The 15,845-nt window shown below is 37.6% G+C and carries 20 protein-coding genes; 10 read left to right on the forward strand and 10 right to left on the reverse strand.

What is annotated here, in order from left to right:
• Positions 1–109 precede the first annotated feature (109 nt).
• Together V7O62_RS01760 and V7O62_RS01765 are read left to right on the forward strand one after the other, a co-directional pair.
• A complete protein-coding gene (locus tag V7O62_RS01760; RefSeq protein WP_406657306.1) occupies positions 110–523 on the forward strand; it encodes a VOC family protein in 414 nt (137 codons plus the stop codon).
• Positions 524–805: 282 nt separating this feature from the next.
• On the forward strand, positions 806–997 hold the full coding sequence (locus V7O62_RS01765; protein WP_406657307.1) for a TRAM domain-containing protein: 192 nt from the start codon (positions 806–808) through the stop codon (positions 995–997).
• A gap of 92 nt (positions 998–1,089) precedes the next feature.
• On the opposite strand, the gene V7O62_RS01770 is transcribed toward V7O62_RS01765, so the two are convergent.
• Positions 1,090–1,686 (reverse strand): NnrU family protein, encoded by a 597-nt coding sequence (locus V7O62_RS01770; RefSeq protein WP_406657308.1) that lies wholly within the window; start codon positions 1,684–1,686, stop codon positions 1,090–1,092.
• A gap of 182 nt (positions 1,687–1,868) precedes the next feature.
• Positions 1,869–2,633: a YbaY family lipoprotein gene (locus V7O62_RS01775; protein ID WP_406657309.1), complete on the reverse strand. Its 765-nt coding sequence runs from the start codon at positions 2,631–2,633 to the stop codon at positions 1,869–1,871.
• 276 nt (positions 2,634–2,909) lie between these two features.
• Between V7O62_RS01775 and V7O62_RS01780 the strand changes: the two genes are divergently transcribed.
• The 3 genes from V7O62_RS01780 (at position 2,910) to V7O62_RS01790 (ending at position 5,907) form a co-directional block, all read left to right on the forward strand.
• Positions 2,910–3,710 carry a DUF1638 domain-containing protein gene (locus V7O62_RS01780; RefSeq protein ID WP_406657310.1) on the forward strand — a complete coding sequence of 267 codons (801 nt, stop codon included), beginning with the start codon at positions 2,910–2,912 and terminating at the stop codon, positions 3,708–3,710.
• Between the two features lie 429 nt (positions 3,711–4,139).
• Complete coding sequence (locus tag V7O62_RS01785; protein WP_406657311.1) at positions 4,140–4,925, forward strand: helix-turn-helix transcriptional regulator; 786 nt, start codon at positions 4,140–4,142, stop codon at positions 4,923–4,925.
• 196 nt (positions 4,926–5,121) lie between these two features.
• Positions 5,122–5,907 (forward strand): helix-turn-helix transcriptional regulator, encoded by a 786-nt coding sequence (locus V7O62_RS01790; protein WP_406657312.1) that lies wholly within the window; start codon positions 5,122–5,124, stop codon positions 5,905–5,907.
• Between the two features lie 132 nt (positions 5,908–6,039).
• On the opposite strand, the gene V7O62_RS01795 is transcribed toward V7O62_RS01790, so the two are convergent.
• Complete coding sequence (locus V7O62_RS01795; RefSeq protein ID WP_406658315.1) at positions 6,040–6,687, reverse strand: cysteine hydrolase family protein; 648 nt, start codon at positions 6,685–6,687, stop codon at positions 6,040–6,042.
• 211 nt (positions 6,688–6,898) lie between these two features.
• Between V7O62_RS01795 and V7O62_RS01800 the strand changes: the two genes are divergently transcribed.
• Together V7O62_RS01800 and arsM are read left to right on the forward strand one after the other, a co-directional pair.
• The gene (locus V7O62_RS01800; RefSeq protein ID WP_406657313.1) at positions 6,899–8,386 is read left to right on the forward strand and encodes a radical SAM protein; all 1,488 of its coding nucleotides are present in this window, start codon (positions 6,899–6,901) and stop codon (positions 8,384–8,386) included.
• 52 nt (positions 8,387–8,438) lie between these two features.
• Positions 8,439–9,278 carry an arsenite methyltransferase gene (gene arsM, locus V7O62_RS01805; protein WP_406657314.1) on the forward strand — a complete coding sequence of 280 codons (840 nt, stop codon included), beginning with the start codon at positions 8,439–8,441 and terminating at the stop codon, positions 9,276–9,278.
• A gap of 20 nt (positions 9,279–9,298) precedes the next feature.
• On the opposite strand, the gene V7O62_RS01810 is transcribed toward arsM, so the two are convergent.
• A complete protein-coding gene (locus V7O62_RS01810) occupies positions 9,299–9,463 on the reverse strand; it encodes a DUF4386 family protein (RefSeq protein WP_406658316.1) in 165 nt (54 codons plus the stop codon).
• Positions 9,464–9,711: 248 nt separating this feature from the next.
• Here V7O62_RS01810 and V7O62_RS01815 point away from each other — a divergent pair, with 248 nt between their 5' ends.
• Positions 9,712–10,497: a helix-turn-helix transcriptional regulator gene (locus V7O62_RS01815; RefSeq protein ID WP_406657315.1), complete on the forward strand. Its 786-nt coding sequence runs from the start codon at positions 9,712–9,714 to the stop codon at positions 10,495–10,497.
• A gap of 239 nt (positions 10,498–10,736) precedes the next feature.
• On the opposite strand, the gene V7O62_RS01820 is transcribed toward V7O62_RS01815, so the two are convergent.
• On the reverse strand, positions 10,737–11,177 hold the full coding sequence (locus V7O62_RS01820; RefSeq protein ID WP_406657316.1) for a pyridoxamine 5'-phosphate oxidase family protein: 441 nt from the start codon (positions 11,175–11,177) through the stop codon (positions 10,737–10,739).
• Between the two features lie 201 nt (positions 11,178–11,378).
• Between V7O62_RS01820 and V7O62_RS01825 the strand changes: the two genes are divergently transcribed.
• Complete coding sequence (locus V7O62_RS01825; RefSeq protein ID WP_406657317.1) at positions 11,379–11,795, forward strand: DUF1801 domain-containing protein; 417 nt, start codon at positions 11,379–11,381, stop codon at positions 11,793–11,795.
• Between the two features lie 46 nt (positions 11,796–11,841).
• Here the strand turns inward: V7O62_RS01825 and V7O62_RS01830 are convergent, their stop codons facing one another.
• The 4 genes from V7O62_RS01830 to V7O62_RS01845 form a co-directional block, all read right to left on the reverse strand.
• Positions 11,842–12,267, reverse strand: a complete 426-nt coding sequence (locus V7O62_RS01830) for a VOC family protein (protein WP_406657318.1) — start codon at positions 12,265–12,267, stop codon at positions 11,842–11,844.
• 145 nt (positions 12,268–12,412) lie between these two features.
• On the reverse strand, positions 12,413–13,111 hold the full coding sequence (locus tag V7O62_RS01835) for a hypothetical protein (protein WP_406657319.1): 699 nt from the start codon (positions 13,109–13,111) through the stop codon (positions 12,413–12,415).
• A gap of 186 nt (positions 13,112–13,297) precedes the next feature.
• Positions 13,298–13,732, reverse strand: coding sequence for a VOC family protein (locus V7O62_RS01840; RefSeq protein WP_406657320.1), 435 nt, complete (start codon positions 13,730–13,732; stop codon positions 13,298–13,300).
• Positions 13,733–13,851: 119 nt separating this feature from the next.
• Positions 13,852–14,232, reverse strand: a complete 381-nt coding sequence (locus V7O62_RS01845; protein WP_406657321.1) for a winged helix-turn-helix transcriptional regulator — start codon at positions 14,230–14,232, stop codon at positions 13,852–13,854.
• 180 nt (positions 14,233–14,412) lie between these two features.
• Between V7O62_RS01845 and fae the strand changes: the two genes are divergently transcribed.
• Positions 14,413–14,916 (forward strand): formaldehyde-activating enzyme, encoded by a 504-nt coding sequence (gene fae, locus V7O62_RS01850; protein WP_406657322.1) that lies wholly within the window; start codon positions 14,413–14,415, stop codon positions 14,914–14,916.
• Positions 14,917–15,046: 130 nt separating this feature from the next.
• Here the strand turns inward: fae and V7O62_RS01855 are convergent, their stop codons facing one another.
• Entirely contained in the window at positions 15,047–15,691 is a 645-nt protein-coding gene (locus tag V7O62_RS01855) for an MBL fold metallo-hydrolase (RefSeq protein WP_406657323.1), read from the reverse strand.
• Positions 15,692–15,845 lie beyond the last annotated feature (154 nt).

Here is a 15,845-nt window from a genome sequence, read left to right on the forward strand (position 1 = left end):
CTTACAATATCGTTTGCTTACCTATTGACTTTGAATAACCGGTAAGCTATTTAATGGAGTACGTTTCACTCATTAATGGATCAGGACTCAAAAAGTGGGAGTGCATGAAATGACTTTAGAAGCATACATAAATTTTAACGGTAACTGTCGTGAAGCTGTAGAATATTATGCTGAGGTTTTTGGAACGGAAAAACCCCAGTTCATGTTGTACAAAGATGTACCAGATGAAGCCTTTCCTGTTACAGAGGAAACAAAGGATATGATACTGCATACATCTCTTGATATAGCAGGAAGCACTGTCATGTTTTCTGATGTTCCTCCCGACATGCCTTTTGTTACCGGGAATAATATCAGCCTTGTAATTATCAGCAAAGATATGAACGAAATTAGGTCAATGTTTGATAAACTCAAAAATGGTGGTTCTGTAGACATGGACCTTCAGGAAACATTCTGGAGCAAACTACATGGTTTTGTAACTGACAAGTTCGGAGTTGGCTGGCAATTCAGTCACGAAAGTGAATGAAAATTACTCATTTTCATTTACAATGATCTGTAAATGTTAAATTGTCACCAAAATACAGTGATACCACATTATTTGCATGAAAGCATATACAATTGCATAGGAATAGCTATATATAGTATCATTCCTAGTTTAATATGCTTTAAGAGGCTGAAACTACTTTGATAAATTATAGGGCTAGATAGTATTACCTTAACCGTTTTTACTGTTTTTTCTTATGTTTAACTAATGGTTGTATTTCTTTTTAAGCAAATACGAAAGGATGTGAAATATTTGTTTAATAACATGGATTCAGATGCTCCGGTCGAAGCCGGCGAAACGTATGACGTAACAATCGAAGATATTGCAAGAGAAGGCGACGGAATCGCAAGAGTAAGCGGATTTGTCATCTTCGTGCCAAACACAAAGGTTGGCGATGAAGTTACAATTAAAGTTACAAAAGTAATGCGCAAGTTTGCATTTGGCGAAGTTGCTTAATTCTTATAATTAACAATTAATTTTAACTGAAATTGGAAAATCAAAGTTTTGGTTTTCCATTCCCACTTTTCTACAATGCTTATACTTTTCTATTAATGTTCTCTTAATCGGGGAATTATCCTGTGAACACGTTTTTTGTACTCCCGGTATTCATCTCCAAACTGTGCCACTAATCTTGTTTCCCAGTGAAGGGAACCCAGATAGAGGTATATGCTGGCCAGGATGTATATGATAAGCAGGTTCGTGGTCATAAAGGGAGTTAACCAGATGATGACCAGTCCTGAGAGCAGGAAAGGGTCCCTCACCCAGCGATAGATACCCTTAATCTCAAGGTGACCTGCTTCCGATGTACCTGGTCCGGCCAGTTGTTTGCGTATACTGAACCTGTGAGGTGCATCAAGCAAGGCTCTTGGAGCAACGAGTGTAGCAACCAGTTGTCCGCCTACCATCAGCCAGCGCCAGGGAGAAGATACTATGTAGAGTATCGATCCGGGTTTTCTGAAGAAGAGATAGACAACAGGTGAAATTGTTATAATTGCAATTAGACTGTATACAGGCATGAACAATTTATCAGCCCTAAGGCCCATAACCCTCATGAGAAAACGCTTAAAGGGAAGGCTTGCCAGGAAACTGTGAATAGCTGCAAATGCCACCAGGCTGACAATAAGGGTAACTCTGGATGAAACCAACTTTTCCACTCTCCGTTTTTTATTTGGAGAAGATTGTATTTAGGAGTTTTGAATTAGCAGAGTTGAGTTTATAAAATAAACAGATTCTGCAGAGAAGCTCGCAATCAGGAAAAAGACAGTATTGACAGGCTTTTAATTTCATCTATTGTGCTTGCCAGCCTGTCAACTAAAAAAACTAATACTCAAATTAGTTGAACTAATTTGGCTTGTCCGACAGGTGGATTACTTCTGGTTAATTCCGGGCCGAAGAAAACTCTCACTTCCATTCCTTCCTGCAGATTATCCACATCATATAGTCCTCCGGTAGGATCTTGAATATAAGTTTCTTCAGATAACACAAATTTTATTCCACTATCATATCCTGCTTCATCCATTTCCTCGCTTTCTACAAGGATCATTGGATAGGGATCAGCATTTTCGATAGAAGATATGGTTCCGTTGAAACTGCTGAGGGTCTCTGACTCTCCGTTATTACCTGAATATCCTTCGATGAATTCGACAGGTACCTCAATTGTTTCTTCAGTTCCTGAAACCGGTACTTCAACATGTTGAGTGGTTAGGTAATCACCTCCGGAAACAGATCCGTCTCCGTCAACATCCATGTGTGCCGAAAGAGAGTAGGTGTGTCCTTCCTGAAGCTCACTGTAACTGATTTCGAATGGTATTGAGCTGCCATTATCTATTGAAATATCTTCAAGTGTAATCTGTGAAACAACCGTAGAAGGAGCATCCGCAAGACTTACATCTTCAATTTTGATATAGGCCGTGGCATTTGTTAATGATTCTTCTGAATCAAACGTAATTATTCCTTTAATGCTATTTTCCGTATCTTCTGAAGCTTCAATGTCATGGACATCATTCGATTCCAAGCAGCCGAGAGCTGAAAGTCCGACAATCAGGATTAAGAATACCAGAAGCGCCGTTAGAAGCTTATTATTCCAATTCATTTTTTCACCATGGCAGATAAATGATACTGGAATTATATATCGTTAGCCTAAGTTGCGAATTTACTTGAAGTTAATATTCGATAAAATTGTTTTCAAACTCAATGTACCATTGGTAAAATGGAAAGGGAGTTTGAAGATACGGAAATACAGGAAGCCACTGCAAGCAGAATAGTTCCAATATGGTCATTTTTCTATACAACCAATGCACAACATATATTTTTCTGACCTTCAAGTATATATTATGGTACCATCATCCTTTTAATCAGGAGGAAGAAAATGTCTGTTCTAAGTTTATTGGGCTGCAAAATACTTCAGGATGAAATTCTCTGGCTTTTTACAAAAGATTCACAGATAAAGAGAATCCTGATCGTAGAAAATGAGAATATCTCTGAATTTACGGAAAAGCTCGATGAACAAAATATCTGCTATGATGTTTTTTCGCTTGAAAAGATATCAGGTATCGTCAAGGATGCTCATAAAGATGAACTGACTGTTGTAGTCAACCTTCTGGAACTCGGGCTTCATGCTGTTCCGAAAACGCTGAAATCTGAAGTCTATCAAAGTATCAGGGAAATGATACCTTTTTCCGATGGAATGCTCATTTTTTACGGGCTTTGCGGCAATGTCCTGGGTAAGGTGGAAGAGGATTTCTGCCTGGAAAAAGATGATTGCATAGTGCGAATACTAAGAGATGATGAAAGGATCGTTGATGACTGTATCGGAGCAACAGTGGGTGGTAGTGCCAACTACCTTGAATTGCTGAAAACCCATAGTAAAGAGCCTGCATTTTTCTTTACACCTATGTATGCGACTTCATGGAGAGAAATTTTGAACATAGACAAATTTCATTCAGATCCCGGTGAAGCACTGGAGATGGCAAAAATGATCAATGACCTGGCTGGATATTCAAGGGTTGCAAAGGTTAATACCGGTCTTACATACGTTAAGGATGTCGATGAAAAAATCGAGGAATATGCAGAATTGTTCGGATACAGTATTTTTGAAGTAAATGGTAATCAGGAAATATTCGAGAAATGCTATCTTTCCATAAAAGATGAAATTGACAACAGATGTTGAGGATAACTGAAAACCTTAATTTTTGAATTCTTTTTAATACCAGTCTGCTCAGTTCAGTCGAATTTGCTCATCAACTGAGATGCAGCTTGTTAATATAGTGTTACCTGAACCATTTCTGATTTTAGTGAATGCTTATTTTTTATTTTCAGGATTAGTACTTCCGATTTTCCAGAAAAGATACAAATGAACATATGCATGAATTTTAGTCAATAAATTAAATCTGACTGGAATCACCCAAATTCTGAGTTGACAAAAAAGCACGGTTGACAATTATGTCATTAAGCTAAATTTATACTGGCAATCTATAAATAGAAATAACAACTTCATTTTGTAGAAGGGGCATAATACATTTACAACGATTACCATGATAAAAAATCGTCTGGTAAACACGTTTTTTCAAAAGCTAATCACCCGGACAGGTGGTGCTAAATGAAAAAAAAATCGCTTCAGGCAGTACTCGCAACGGAAAAATGCACCTGTTTACTTTCTTCCCTATCTGATGGTCAGAAAAATGTTGTTGAACTCAGCATATCTTCGGGACTGAGCATAAGAGAAATTCTCTTGAACGTGCGGCAGATGGAAGATTGCTACCTGATAAGCCAGGAAAATGGTCTTTTCAGGTTGACTTCTATGGGAGAGCTAATTATCAAGAAATTAGAACCTCTTCTGTACATAGAAAAGTTTCTGAACACCAGTGATGGTTACCTGCAAAAAAGAAACCTGGATTTCATTCCCTTACCTTTATTGACGAGGCTGTATGAAATCGATTCTTTCACTGTTGTCCAACCCAGTTTTTTTGATATGTTTGACTACAACAAAGAAGCTCATGAAAGGTCCAAGCGCTCAAAGTCATTCCGTATGGTAGCAGCCAGTCTGCATCCTTATTTTCCGGAATTGTTCAGGGATCTCATAGATGAAGGAGTTAATCTATACCTCATCTTTGATTCATCTCTTTTAGATAAACTAAAAGGAGATAATTATGATGAACTGCAGGAACTTGTAAGTTACAGGCAAGTTAAAATCTATATGTATCCCCAAAAGATGTACTTCCTTTCGTTGAAAGTAAATGATTTTTGCATCGTATTGAAGCTGTTAACAAATGAGGGTACATATGACCACAAGCAACTTATGTGCCACAGTCCTGATGCAGTGATATGGGGAAAAGAACTCTTCAATCACTACCTTAAGGATTCTATGCAAGTAACTCAAATATAATGGGTATTATTCTTTTTACCTGTTATACTTGAAACATCATAGTAGTTTATGGATTAGGTTTAAATCAATTGTTTACTAAATTCTCAAGTCGGGAGTTCTTGCTAAAGTACGATTTCTTGGATAATAGCAATTCAGATTATGTTTTTTATTACCTGGGGTAGAATATGATTAATTTTAGTTGGCTGGGGTGGCTTTTATGAAAAAAAGGTTGCTTGACGTATTGTTTAAGTCAGAGAAGAGAAAAGAAGTTCTTTTATTGTTAAATGACGGAGCACAGGAAATAGAATTTCTTCTCCAGTCTTTAGAAACGACGAGACAGGCATTATTACCACAGATGAGAATACTTGAAGATCATCACCTTGTAACTCAGTCAGGTGATACTTTTGAATTAACGGTTATCGGAAAACTGACAGTTGAAAAAATGATTCCTTTGTTGGATATTGTTAAAGTTCTTGATGTTGATATCGATTATTGGGGATCTCACAGGCTTGACTTCATTCCGTCTTATCTTCTGAAGAGGATAAATGAACTGCGGGAATGTGAGGTAATGAAACCTTCTCATGTACACATATACGATCTGAATAAAACTGTTATGAAAACATCCTATATGTCTGAATTTCATTATGCTCTCTGTACATTTTATCATCCCCATTTTTCCAAGTTTTTTTCTGGTTTGATGGAGAAGAATATAGATGTGTATTTAATTACAACAACAGAAGTACTCAATAAATTGCAGAAAGAACGCATAACGGATTTTGAAGAACTTCTGAAAAACAAACTATTCCATTTTTATGTCTCCTCTGCAAAAATGGATTTCTTAGCGGTTGTATACAATAATCACCACCTTCTGGTACGTCCATTAAAAAGTGATGGTGAAATCGATAGCCAGCATGTTCTATGCTCCAATCCGGAAGCGCTTAAATGGGGAAATGATTTTTTTGAATACTATTTGAGCCAGTCAACACAGATCACTGAAATTTGAGCTGAAATTCATCTTCCGATTTTATAATTTTTCCACTAAGTAATCGCTTAAAAAAGAATAAAAGAAGGGATATCATCTCTACACTCAACCCGGAGCAGAGAAATGGTCATCCCTGGGCTGCTGTCACTCTGCTTATTTTTTGAAACGCTCTACTACATCGTCGGTGGTCACAACTTCTGAGGCTATCAGGCCATAGTTGGTATAGGCAGCCTGTGTAGCCTCAGGACCCGGACCAGTGGTAGCGTCCTTGACAACCAGGACATCAAAACCGCTTTCGATAGCATCCCTCAGATGGGATTCAACACAAAGATTTGCAGACATACCGGCCAGGATGATAGTATTAACATTTCTTTGCCTTAATTGTATACCTATATCTCCTGTCCAGAAGTTGCTCAGAGCCTTATGAGGCGAGAGGACAATGGTATTATCATCGGGTTTTAACTTAGGATGGAAATCTGCGCCCCAGCCGCCTTTTCTGAACATCTTTCGGTCGAACATTAGCTTATCTATAGGATTCAGGTGAGACCAGCTTTTAAACTCCTCATCAGAGTAGTAGTGAGGCGAGTAGAAAACCGGTATTCCAGCCTCCTTTGCTGCGGCTTTAAGCTCAACCAAGTGCTCTACAACTTTCGTTTCTTTAACTCCTTCTCCCACAAGATCCCATACGACTCCTTCCTCTGACAGGAAATCATTCTGTGGATCTACGATTATCAGAGCCGTTTTCTTCAGGTCTATTTCGTCACTAATATTTAAGCCCCCATAATTTAGAATTGCTTCAATTTATAAAAGATTATTTGAGATTATCGCATCAGATCACTTTTTCTCAATTCTGATTTGAAAGCTTTTTTCTCAACATTAATCCACATACGAAAAAATAGATAATATTCTAAATTAAAATTTTAAGCTGATAGCTCCACAATGATTCAGGATGAACCTTATATTCTTTAAACGGAATTAATTATTGGGGTCTGGTGAATAATATCTGACTCTGATGCGGTTATGGGGAGGATTAAAAATTACTGAAAATTCAGGAAATGAACGTGAAGAAGATTGTTCGGCCCGTTGTGAGAGCGCTTATGAAGAAGATCTTGTGGGAATATCGAAAAGTGTTTGTCCTGAATGCTTTAGAGTCATTGACTGCCAGAAATTAATACGGGAAAATAGGGTCTTTTTACATAAGAATTGCCCGGAACATGGCTTTTTTGAAGTTCCCGTTTATTCTGATGCCAATGATTACCTTAATGCAATAAAGTCCAATACTCCCGGTTCAAAACCCCTGCGTTACCAGAATCCCGTTTCAAGGGGTTGTCCGTTAGATTGTGGTCTGTGTGAGGATCATCAACAGCACACATGTGTCGCAATTATAGAGATAAATGATAGTTGCAACCTGAATTGTCCTATTTGCTTTGCAGATTCAAAAAACAGTTATGCCCTGTCGTTTGAGAAAGTAAAGGAAATGATAGATTTATATTTCGAGTGCGAGAAAGAACCCGAGGTTCTTCAGATCAGTGGAGGGGAGCCTACTCTGCATCCTGACATACTCGATATCCTGAAGTATATGGGACAGAAGAATATACTGTATCCTGTACTGAATACTAACGGACTTATGCTTGCTGATGTAGGTTTTGCAGAAAATATAGCATCCACTATTGATGATGATGACTCCGGGATCGGAAAGCCTGTCATATATCTCCAGTTTGACGGGTTTGATGACAATATCTATACGACACTCAGGGGAAAACCTTTGCTCGACATAAAAATGAAGGCTATTGAAAACTGTGAAAATCTTGGCCTGACAGTTGCCCTTGTATCCACTGTCGTTAAAGGAGTAAATGACCATGAGATCGGATCGATCATCGACTTTGCGATGAAAAAGCAAAACATAAAAGCGGTTAATTTCCAGCCAGCTACCCTGACAGGAAGATATGAACTGGAAAACAGGGAAAAAATGCGAATGACAATTCCCGAAGTCCTCCATGAGATCGAACTACAGACAAACAGCATATTGAAAAAAGATAATTTTACCAGTGTGCCCTGCCCGCATCCTACCTGTTCGGTCTGTTCCTATGTTTATAACCATAATGGAAAGATGATCTCATTGACCAAATTCCTGAGTTCCGGTGACAGGAGGGATTACCTTGTTGATCGCAGCATTGCAGATCTGGAGGTTATGAAAAAGGTTGAAAAATCGATCAATGTTCTCAATGTGCTCATGAATAAAAACAATGCTTGTTGCAGTGATGGCTCAGGGAAATGTGATTGCACTTTATTTCCAGGGATGACTACCGGTTCCGGGAAAATAATTGATAACATTACTCTTATTTCAGTACACGCTTTCATGGATGAATATAACTTTGATCTGGAAAGAGCAAAAAAATGCTGTATTACGGAGATCCTTCCTAACGGACAGATGATTCCATTCTGTGTTTATAATATCCTCTACAGGAAGAAAATGAGCGAGCAGTTCAGGGAAATTTGACAATATCCAGATATATTTGATATCAGTAGTCCTGGATTAAGGAAGTAAATAAATGGATCCTAAAGATGTGAAAAAACTGGTAAAAGAAGGCTATAGTGAAGTAGCCGGAACCGGACATTCTGGATGCTCAAAGAAAAATCCTTGTTGTAGTCTCAGTGGTATAGCAGAAGATATAAGCAGGGAAATAGGGTATTCGGATAAAGAACTTAATGCTATTCCACAGGGTGCTAATCTTGGCCTTGGCTGTGGAAATCCTGCCGCGATAGCATCCCTGAAACCAGGTGAGACTGTTCTTGATCTTGGTAGTGGTGCTGGTTTTGATTGTTTTCTTGCTTCTGAGAAAGTAAGAAGTGAAGGGAGGGTCATAGGTGTGGACATGACACCGGAAATGATAGAGAGAGCCGAAAAGAATGCCCGGGATGGAGAATTCGGTAATGTTGAATTCAAACTCGGTGAAATTGAAAAGCTACCGATAGCTTCTGATTCTATTGATGTTGTTGTCTCTAATTGCGTCATCAATCTTTCCCCCAGCAAAGATAAAGTTTTCAGGGAAATTTTCAGGGTTCTGAAGAAAGGTGGGCGTTTTGCCATATCTGACATTGTTCTTCTAAAGGATATTCCTGACAGGTTCAGAGAATCAGCAGAAGCGTATATCAGTTGCATTGCCGGTGCTGCCTTAAAGGCTGATTATCTGGGTGCAATAAAAAATGCAGGTTTTCAGGACGTCGAGATATTGGATGAAACCGGCTATCCTTTTGACCTGATCGTTGAAATGCTCTCTCCTGAGGAGATGGATGCTATTCTTGACGATATGAATCTTTCCATGCAGGAAGCAGAAGAACTTGCTGATTCTGTCATCAGCATTGAGATAAGCGGGATTAAAATGCCCTGATTTTTTAGTGCTTCATTAAATCAACCTATGAGATAACCTAAGGATGCAATTATCAATAGAACCTCAATAATTCCCGGTATGTAGTCTGACTTAAATATCAAGTAACCAAAAACAAATAGCTGAAGGGCAAAAAACACCAATCCTATCAGCCATGTGTTGTTAAATGAGTTGATATATAGCATCATCTGACCCTGCAATAATTGCAGCTTCACGTAAAGATATATCTACGAAACGGTTTGTCATTCCAATTTCCACTCTCCCAAATTAAGTTTGGCTATATCTGTTATTTATGTTTTTCTTGAAAGTAATGTTACTCAACTTTGTTTTTTACAATAATGCTACCAATACTTATTTATGATGCAGTCAAATTATTTATTAATGCATTCTGCTGAGCAGGGTGACGGGACAAGCAATAATGTGAGTAGTGCTGTTGATGAAAAGAACTTTGTCTGATGTGTTGTTTGCTTCCGAAAAAAGAAAGAATGTACTTTTATTGTTACGGGAAGAACCCAGAATGATGGATGATCTTCTCAAATCATTAGAAACTACAAGACAGGCATTGCTTCCCCAAATAAGGATTCTGGAAGACAACTATCTGGTTTCTTCTTTCATGGATGTTTACGAATTGACTACCGTGGGAAAAGTAGTAGTTGATAAAATGGCTCCTTTGTTGAAAACTTTTGAGCTTTTTGACGGCGATATTAATTATTGGAGAACTCACAACCTGGATTTCATTCCAACTCATTTGTTACCGGGTATAAGTGAATTCAGAAAATCCACAGTAGTAGATCTCCCACTTGTGGACCAATATGATATACAAAAGATCTATAGTGAGAAAAGTAAAGAATCCGAGTCTGTGTATGCAGTTACTGAGCTTTTGTATCCTAACTATCAGATCGTATTTTCTGAGTTAATCGACAATGGCGTAAATATATACTTAATTGTCTCTAAAAGTCTGCTTGAAAAAATACGTACTTATTACCGTGAAGATTTTGAAAAATATATGGAAAGCAAATTTTTCAATATTTTTGTTTATAATAAAAAAATGGACTTCGTATTCTTTACCTTTGATGATTATCAAGTCCTGATGAGTTTATTGAAAAACAACGGAGAGTTTGACAGTACACATGTCGTGTGCTCCGATCCAAAAGCTCTTGATTGGATTAAAGATCTCTTTGATTACTATTTGCAGGATTCGATACCACTAAATGAAATTTGATCAACATTACTCTTTTTCATATTCACTCTGATAGTCCGGTTGAGTTATCCTATATATTTTCAATAAAAGCCAGAACATCAATAATAATTCTTTATAATCCAAAAACCTGTTTTATCAAAGCTACATAAAAAATACGCATCAAATTAATGAGATTAACATATGAAAGAAATAATTTTTTGTAACATCAACTTAAGTTAATTCATGCCGATGCTACAAAGGGCCCATACGGGGCCTGAAACTTAGTAGTTTATCTGATCCCTGTGTCCGAAACCTTTTGTATAGTCCAGATAATAGGCTTCCAGAGGTTCGACTTTTATCATCACAAAGTCAGGATCAGCTGGCATATCTTTAACGAATGGGAACTTTTCAGCCATCATCTGTCCTGCCTTATTCATTTCATCCATATCAGTGACAAATGATGCTTTACCCTGCACCTGTACGCCGGTAATGCTCATGACCTCTATATCGTCTTCATCAACAGCATAGCCTACAGATGGATTATTCATGATGTTCTGTGCTTTACGGGTATTTTTGTTTGTTCCAAAGTACACAGTTGCACCATCTGATACATACCCCATCGTGTGAACAACTGCTCTTCCTTCCCCATCAACCGTTCCAAGATTGAGCCATTCATGATTTTTCAGGTAATCTTCTATTACTTTTTTAATTTCTTCTGTCACACAAACACTTCCAATAATCTTAGTAAATAGAAAAGGTGCATGGTAGAATAAATAAGTTTTTGTTTTGTCTAATACGTCATTCCGCCAGGGAAATACCAAAATCGTGAAATTAATATCTGTCTTTACAGCATAAGAATAAATGCTTTGCAATTATCCAGTATTCAGGGCTTAAACTTTCAGGGACCAAATGTGGTGTTATAAATGGCAGAATTGAAGACAAAGAAGAATGATGCAAATGTGGAAGATTTTCTCAATAGTGTTGAGAATGAAAAGAAACGTGCTGATTCTTTCGCCATCATGAATTTAATGCAGGAAGTAACAGGAGAGAAACCTGCTATGTGGGGAAACAGTATCGTCGGTTTTGGGAGTTACACTTACAAATATGCCAGCGGACGTAAAGCAGATTGGATGCTGACTGGCTTTTCTCCCCGTAAACAATACCTTACTCTCTATATCATGTCCGGTTTTGAACAATATGATAATCTTCTGGACAAGCTTGGTAAGTACAAACTTGGCAAATCCTGTCTTTATATCAAGAAACTTGAAGATGTGGACCAGGATGTTTTGCGGGAGCTGGTCAGGCAATCTGTTGAGTATATGAAAAAAATAAGTGTCTGAGATGGAATTTAGTTTCGCAGTTTTTTTATTGCAGACCGCATTAACCTTAACGTTTTGATTCGCCGACTTCTATAAGGTAACCGTCAGGGTCTACCATATAGCAGCGTATCTCGGAAACGTGTTCTTTTGGCTCTGTTATGAACTGAGCACCCATTTCTTTTCGCGATTTATAGAAATCATGAATATCAGCCACCCGGATATTCAAAAACGCACTCAAAATATCATGATCTTTCTTTACGGCTACTGTAGTTTCTGGCTTGTCATCTGTTGGCTCGCCGCCACCGATATTGAGAATTATCCAGCTATTTGCCACCTTGATTATGCACGGTACACCTGCAGCATCCGTCTCCATAACTATTTTGCCTTCAAGCATTTTCCTGTACCATTCACATGAAGCTTTCACATCATTAACTATAAGCGTATGCGTGAGCACAAACCCTTTATCGGGTGCTGGAAAATCATCATCTGTCATGTCTATCTCTCCAATAATTCCTGATGTTTTAGTATTCGGATACTACGGGGATAGATCTTGCGAAGCTATGCTACAAACCTGGCTTAAGGATTGCTGATATTGAAAAATCACTTCATGATTTGGTACCACAAAAAATGACGGGCTATTAAACAAGTCCTAAGACTGATTTTACAAATCCAATGAGTATGGAAATGTAACTTTCAGGTTCATCAGTATTTTCAATGCAGTACTCATTACTGGTTGTATTATTTGCTGTGATTGCATTTTTATCCGTATTACTGTCATTGCTTTCAATAAACATGACATCTGCAATGTTATCATGTTCTACTGTAATATTTACAGTTTCATCCTGACTGATGTTTGTATAATCGAAGAAGTCCACACGGTTATCATTTAATACGGAATAAACTCTGATCACATCTTCTTCATCCGGAATGAAATGAAAATACGTGGCACCTTCCCAATGTCTTGAAAAGAATTCTGGAAAGTCCTCATAATAAGGAACTGTCATTGTTCCATTTACTATCTCTAACTCATATGTGCGGTTTACTTGGGCTTCATGAATGAAAAGCGTGTTACCAGAGATTTTATAGTTAGTCATGTGGGGCTGAAGACTAAAACGTGGTGACGGTGAGAGAATAACCATCCCCCATTCCGGGTTATTCCTGGAATAATTTACTGCATGGTCAACGCACACCCAATCGTTTTTATCTTCTTTCAGGAAGTCCTGATTATTCATGTATGCCTGATAATCAATATCATTTTCACCGGAAACGGTGCCTATAGATGCTATTATCAAAAGCAATGCTATTATGATTATCTTTTTTATTGTATCCACTTCCAAATATACTGCATTCCATATGATGCATTATAAGTTAAATAAATGATGAGCTTCAGGACCCAAAGAATGAAATGAATCGAACGGATAGGCAAGCCTGATGCATTTGCTTATGTGATGGAAAGATGAGGCTGATTTGATAGGAGGAAGATTCCTTGAAAAAATGTTAAATATACTCAATCTAAGTCCAGATTATTCTTCACTGACAGTGCTTTCATCCATATGGAATATTGCCCATATGTGTCCGTCAGGATCTTCAAAGCTGCGTCCGTACATCCATTCATGATCCTGAGGTTCTGCTGCTTCGAAACCACCAGCTTCTATGGCTTTGTTTACAAGTTCATCTACCTTTTCCCTGCTTTCAGTTGATATGGACACCGCCACTCCTGTACAGTTTTTGGAATCACAGATATGCTTTGCAGTGAAAATCCGGAAAAAGCTCTCAGTTAATAACATTACAAAATTCTCTTTGTTGACGATTATGCAACTGCCTTTTTCGTCAGATAACTGTGGATTAAACTCGAAACCAAGTTTAGTAAAGAACTCTGTTGATCTGTCTAGATCTTTCACGGGTAAATTTACAAACATCTGACCGGTCATAACAATAAGATAGTTTTGAATGTTCATAAGGAAAGAGGTTTGAGCACTTTCTCAAGTTAACCCATAGATAAAAGCAGATTCGATTTGTTTTTTGGTTCAAAGACAGCAAATGCCGTAATTTTCAATATGATTTCTACACAGTCCTTTCAATCTTCTATGCCCAGTATTTCTTTAGTCAGCTTGTAACTATGTTCTGTGCATTCGGGAGTAGATTCATTAACACATTCCTTATATGCGAATCCTGAGATTTCATAAAGCACTCTGTTCAGGTTCCTGCCTTTGTCTGTCAGATGATATTCTATAGATAAGGGTGTTTTGGAGACAATTCCCTTTTCTATTAGTCCGTCCTGCTCTAGCTGGCGTAATTTACTTGATAGAACTTTGCTGCTGAGTTTGGGATTATTCTTCAAAATCTCGTTGAATTGTTTTTTCCCACAAAACATATCCCTGATAATGTTAAGTGTCCATTTTTTGCTTATTATCTTGATTGCTTTATCTATAGGGCTTCGCTTCAAATCTCCCATCATTTCTCACCTGATTACCATCTGGTTAGCTTAAGTATTTAAATTATTTTCGTAATTATGGAGTACAAAGAGAGCATTGTAGAAAACATTTTTCTTTAGTAATAAAAAATACTAATGTCTTAGATTTCCTGAAATCAGGTATTCAGTATGGTGTTTCTGCAAAGTTCGAATGGAGTTCAAGATATGACTAAAATAACACAAAGTATGATTGGCGAAGCGTTAGTAGGAGAAGGACCGGAAGTTGCTCACATTGATCTTGTAATTGGTACAAAAGGAAGTGCAGTTGAGACTGCATTCATGACATCACTCGCATCACCAAGACAGGGTCATTCACCTTTACTTGCAGTGCTTGAACCAAATGTTACACCAAAACCTGCAACACTGCTTGTTAATAAAGTAACTATCAAGAATGTGTCCCAGGCAGCCCTGATGTTCGGACCTGCCCAGGCATCTATCGCAAAAGCTGTAATGGACAGTGTGGAAGAAGGAATTATTCCAAAGGAAGAGGCAGAAAATCTTCTAATAATCGTTTCAGTGTTCATTGAGTGGGATGCAACAGACAAAGATAAGGTATATGAGTTTAACTACGAAGCTACAAAGCTTGCAATAAAACGTGCTGTTGAAGGGACTCCTACAGTAGAAGATGCACTTGCAAAGAAGGAATCTGCAGAACATCCTTTTGCCTGAACAGAAACTTCCTGCGAGCAAAATCGCAGGAATAATCTACTTTTTTTATATGTGTATACTTTATCCTCGTATCATTTGTTTCAATAGGAATTACCTTCAGGATAAATTCTTTCAAGCAGGTGATTTGAAATTATCTGTATGAATCCATCAAAAAAGGTTTTCCGTGACCAGGATAAACCATTTTAACATTTGATTTTTTGACTTTGTCAATGCTTTCACTCAACGCTTTTGGATCATCTACCATTGAAGATGACTCTGGCTTTTTTGTATTTGTAAATAAATCACCACAAAAAAGATCATGATCAGATGTCAGGATTCCTATGGAACCTTTTGAGTGTCCGGGAAGATAAAGAACTTTTGCATCCAGTCCATATTCGGATAAATCTGTTTTTTCATCAATTGTAATATCAGGTTTAAATTTGCTTATTCTGAAAAATACATTAACCATTTTTTTTATGATCCAGTTGCCAGTTTTTCTGTTCCAGAACATATCTCCATATTCTACCATTCCTGAATCATACTTGTGCATGGCGATTTTTGAATCGTATTTTTCGCGAATATATGAACAATTTCCAGTGTGGTCAAAGTCTCCATGAGTTAAAATGATCAGATTGAGATTTCCAGGATGACAGCCAGCCTCCGCAAGCTCTTGTTCAAGTTTTTTTCTTTCGGATTTCCTTCCCGTGTCAATCAAAACAAATCCTTTGTCTGTCCTAAGAAGATAACAATTACAACTGAATCCTCCCAGTGAAATTGTCTCAATTTCTGTGATCATGTGGCTAAATTATTATGTTTACCTGACTAATAAAGTATGGGAACAACTATATTTTTGTTTCATATGTTCCATGAATTGCTTCATCCTCTTTCCAAAAGAAAAATGATGAAACCAGTAAACCTTTTACTCCATATGTTCATGCCAGGGAAAGACT

This window comes from Methanolobus sp. ZRKC2, assembly GCF_045291185.1.
Classification (GTDB): Archaea; Halobacteriota; Methanosarcinia; order Methanosarcinales; family Methanosarcinaceae; genus Methanolobus.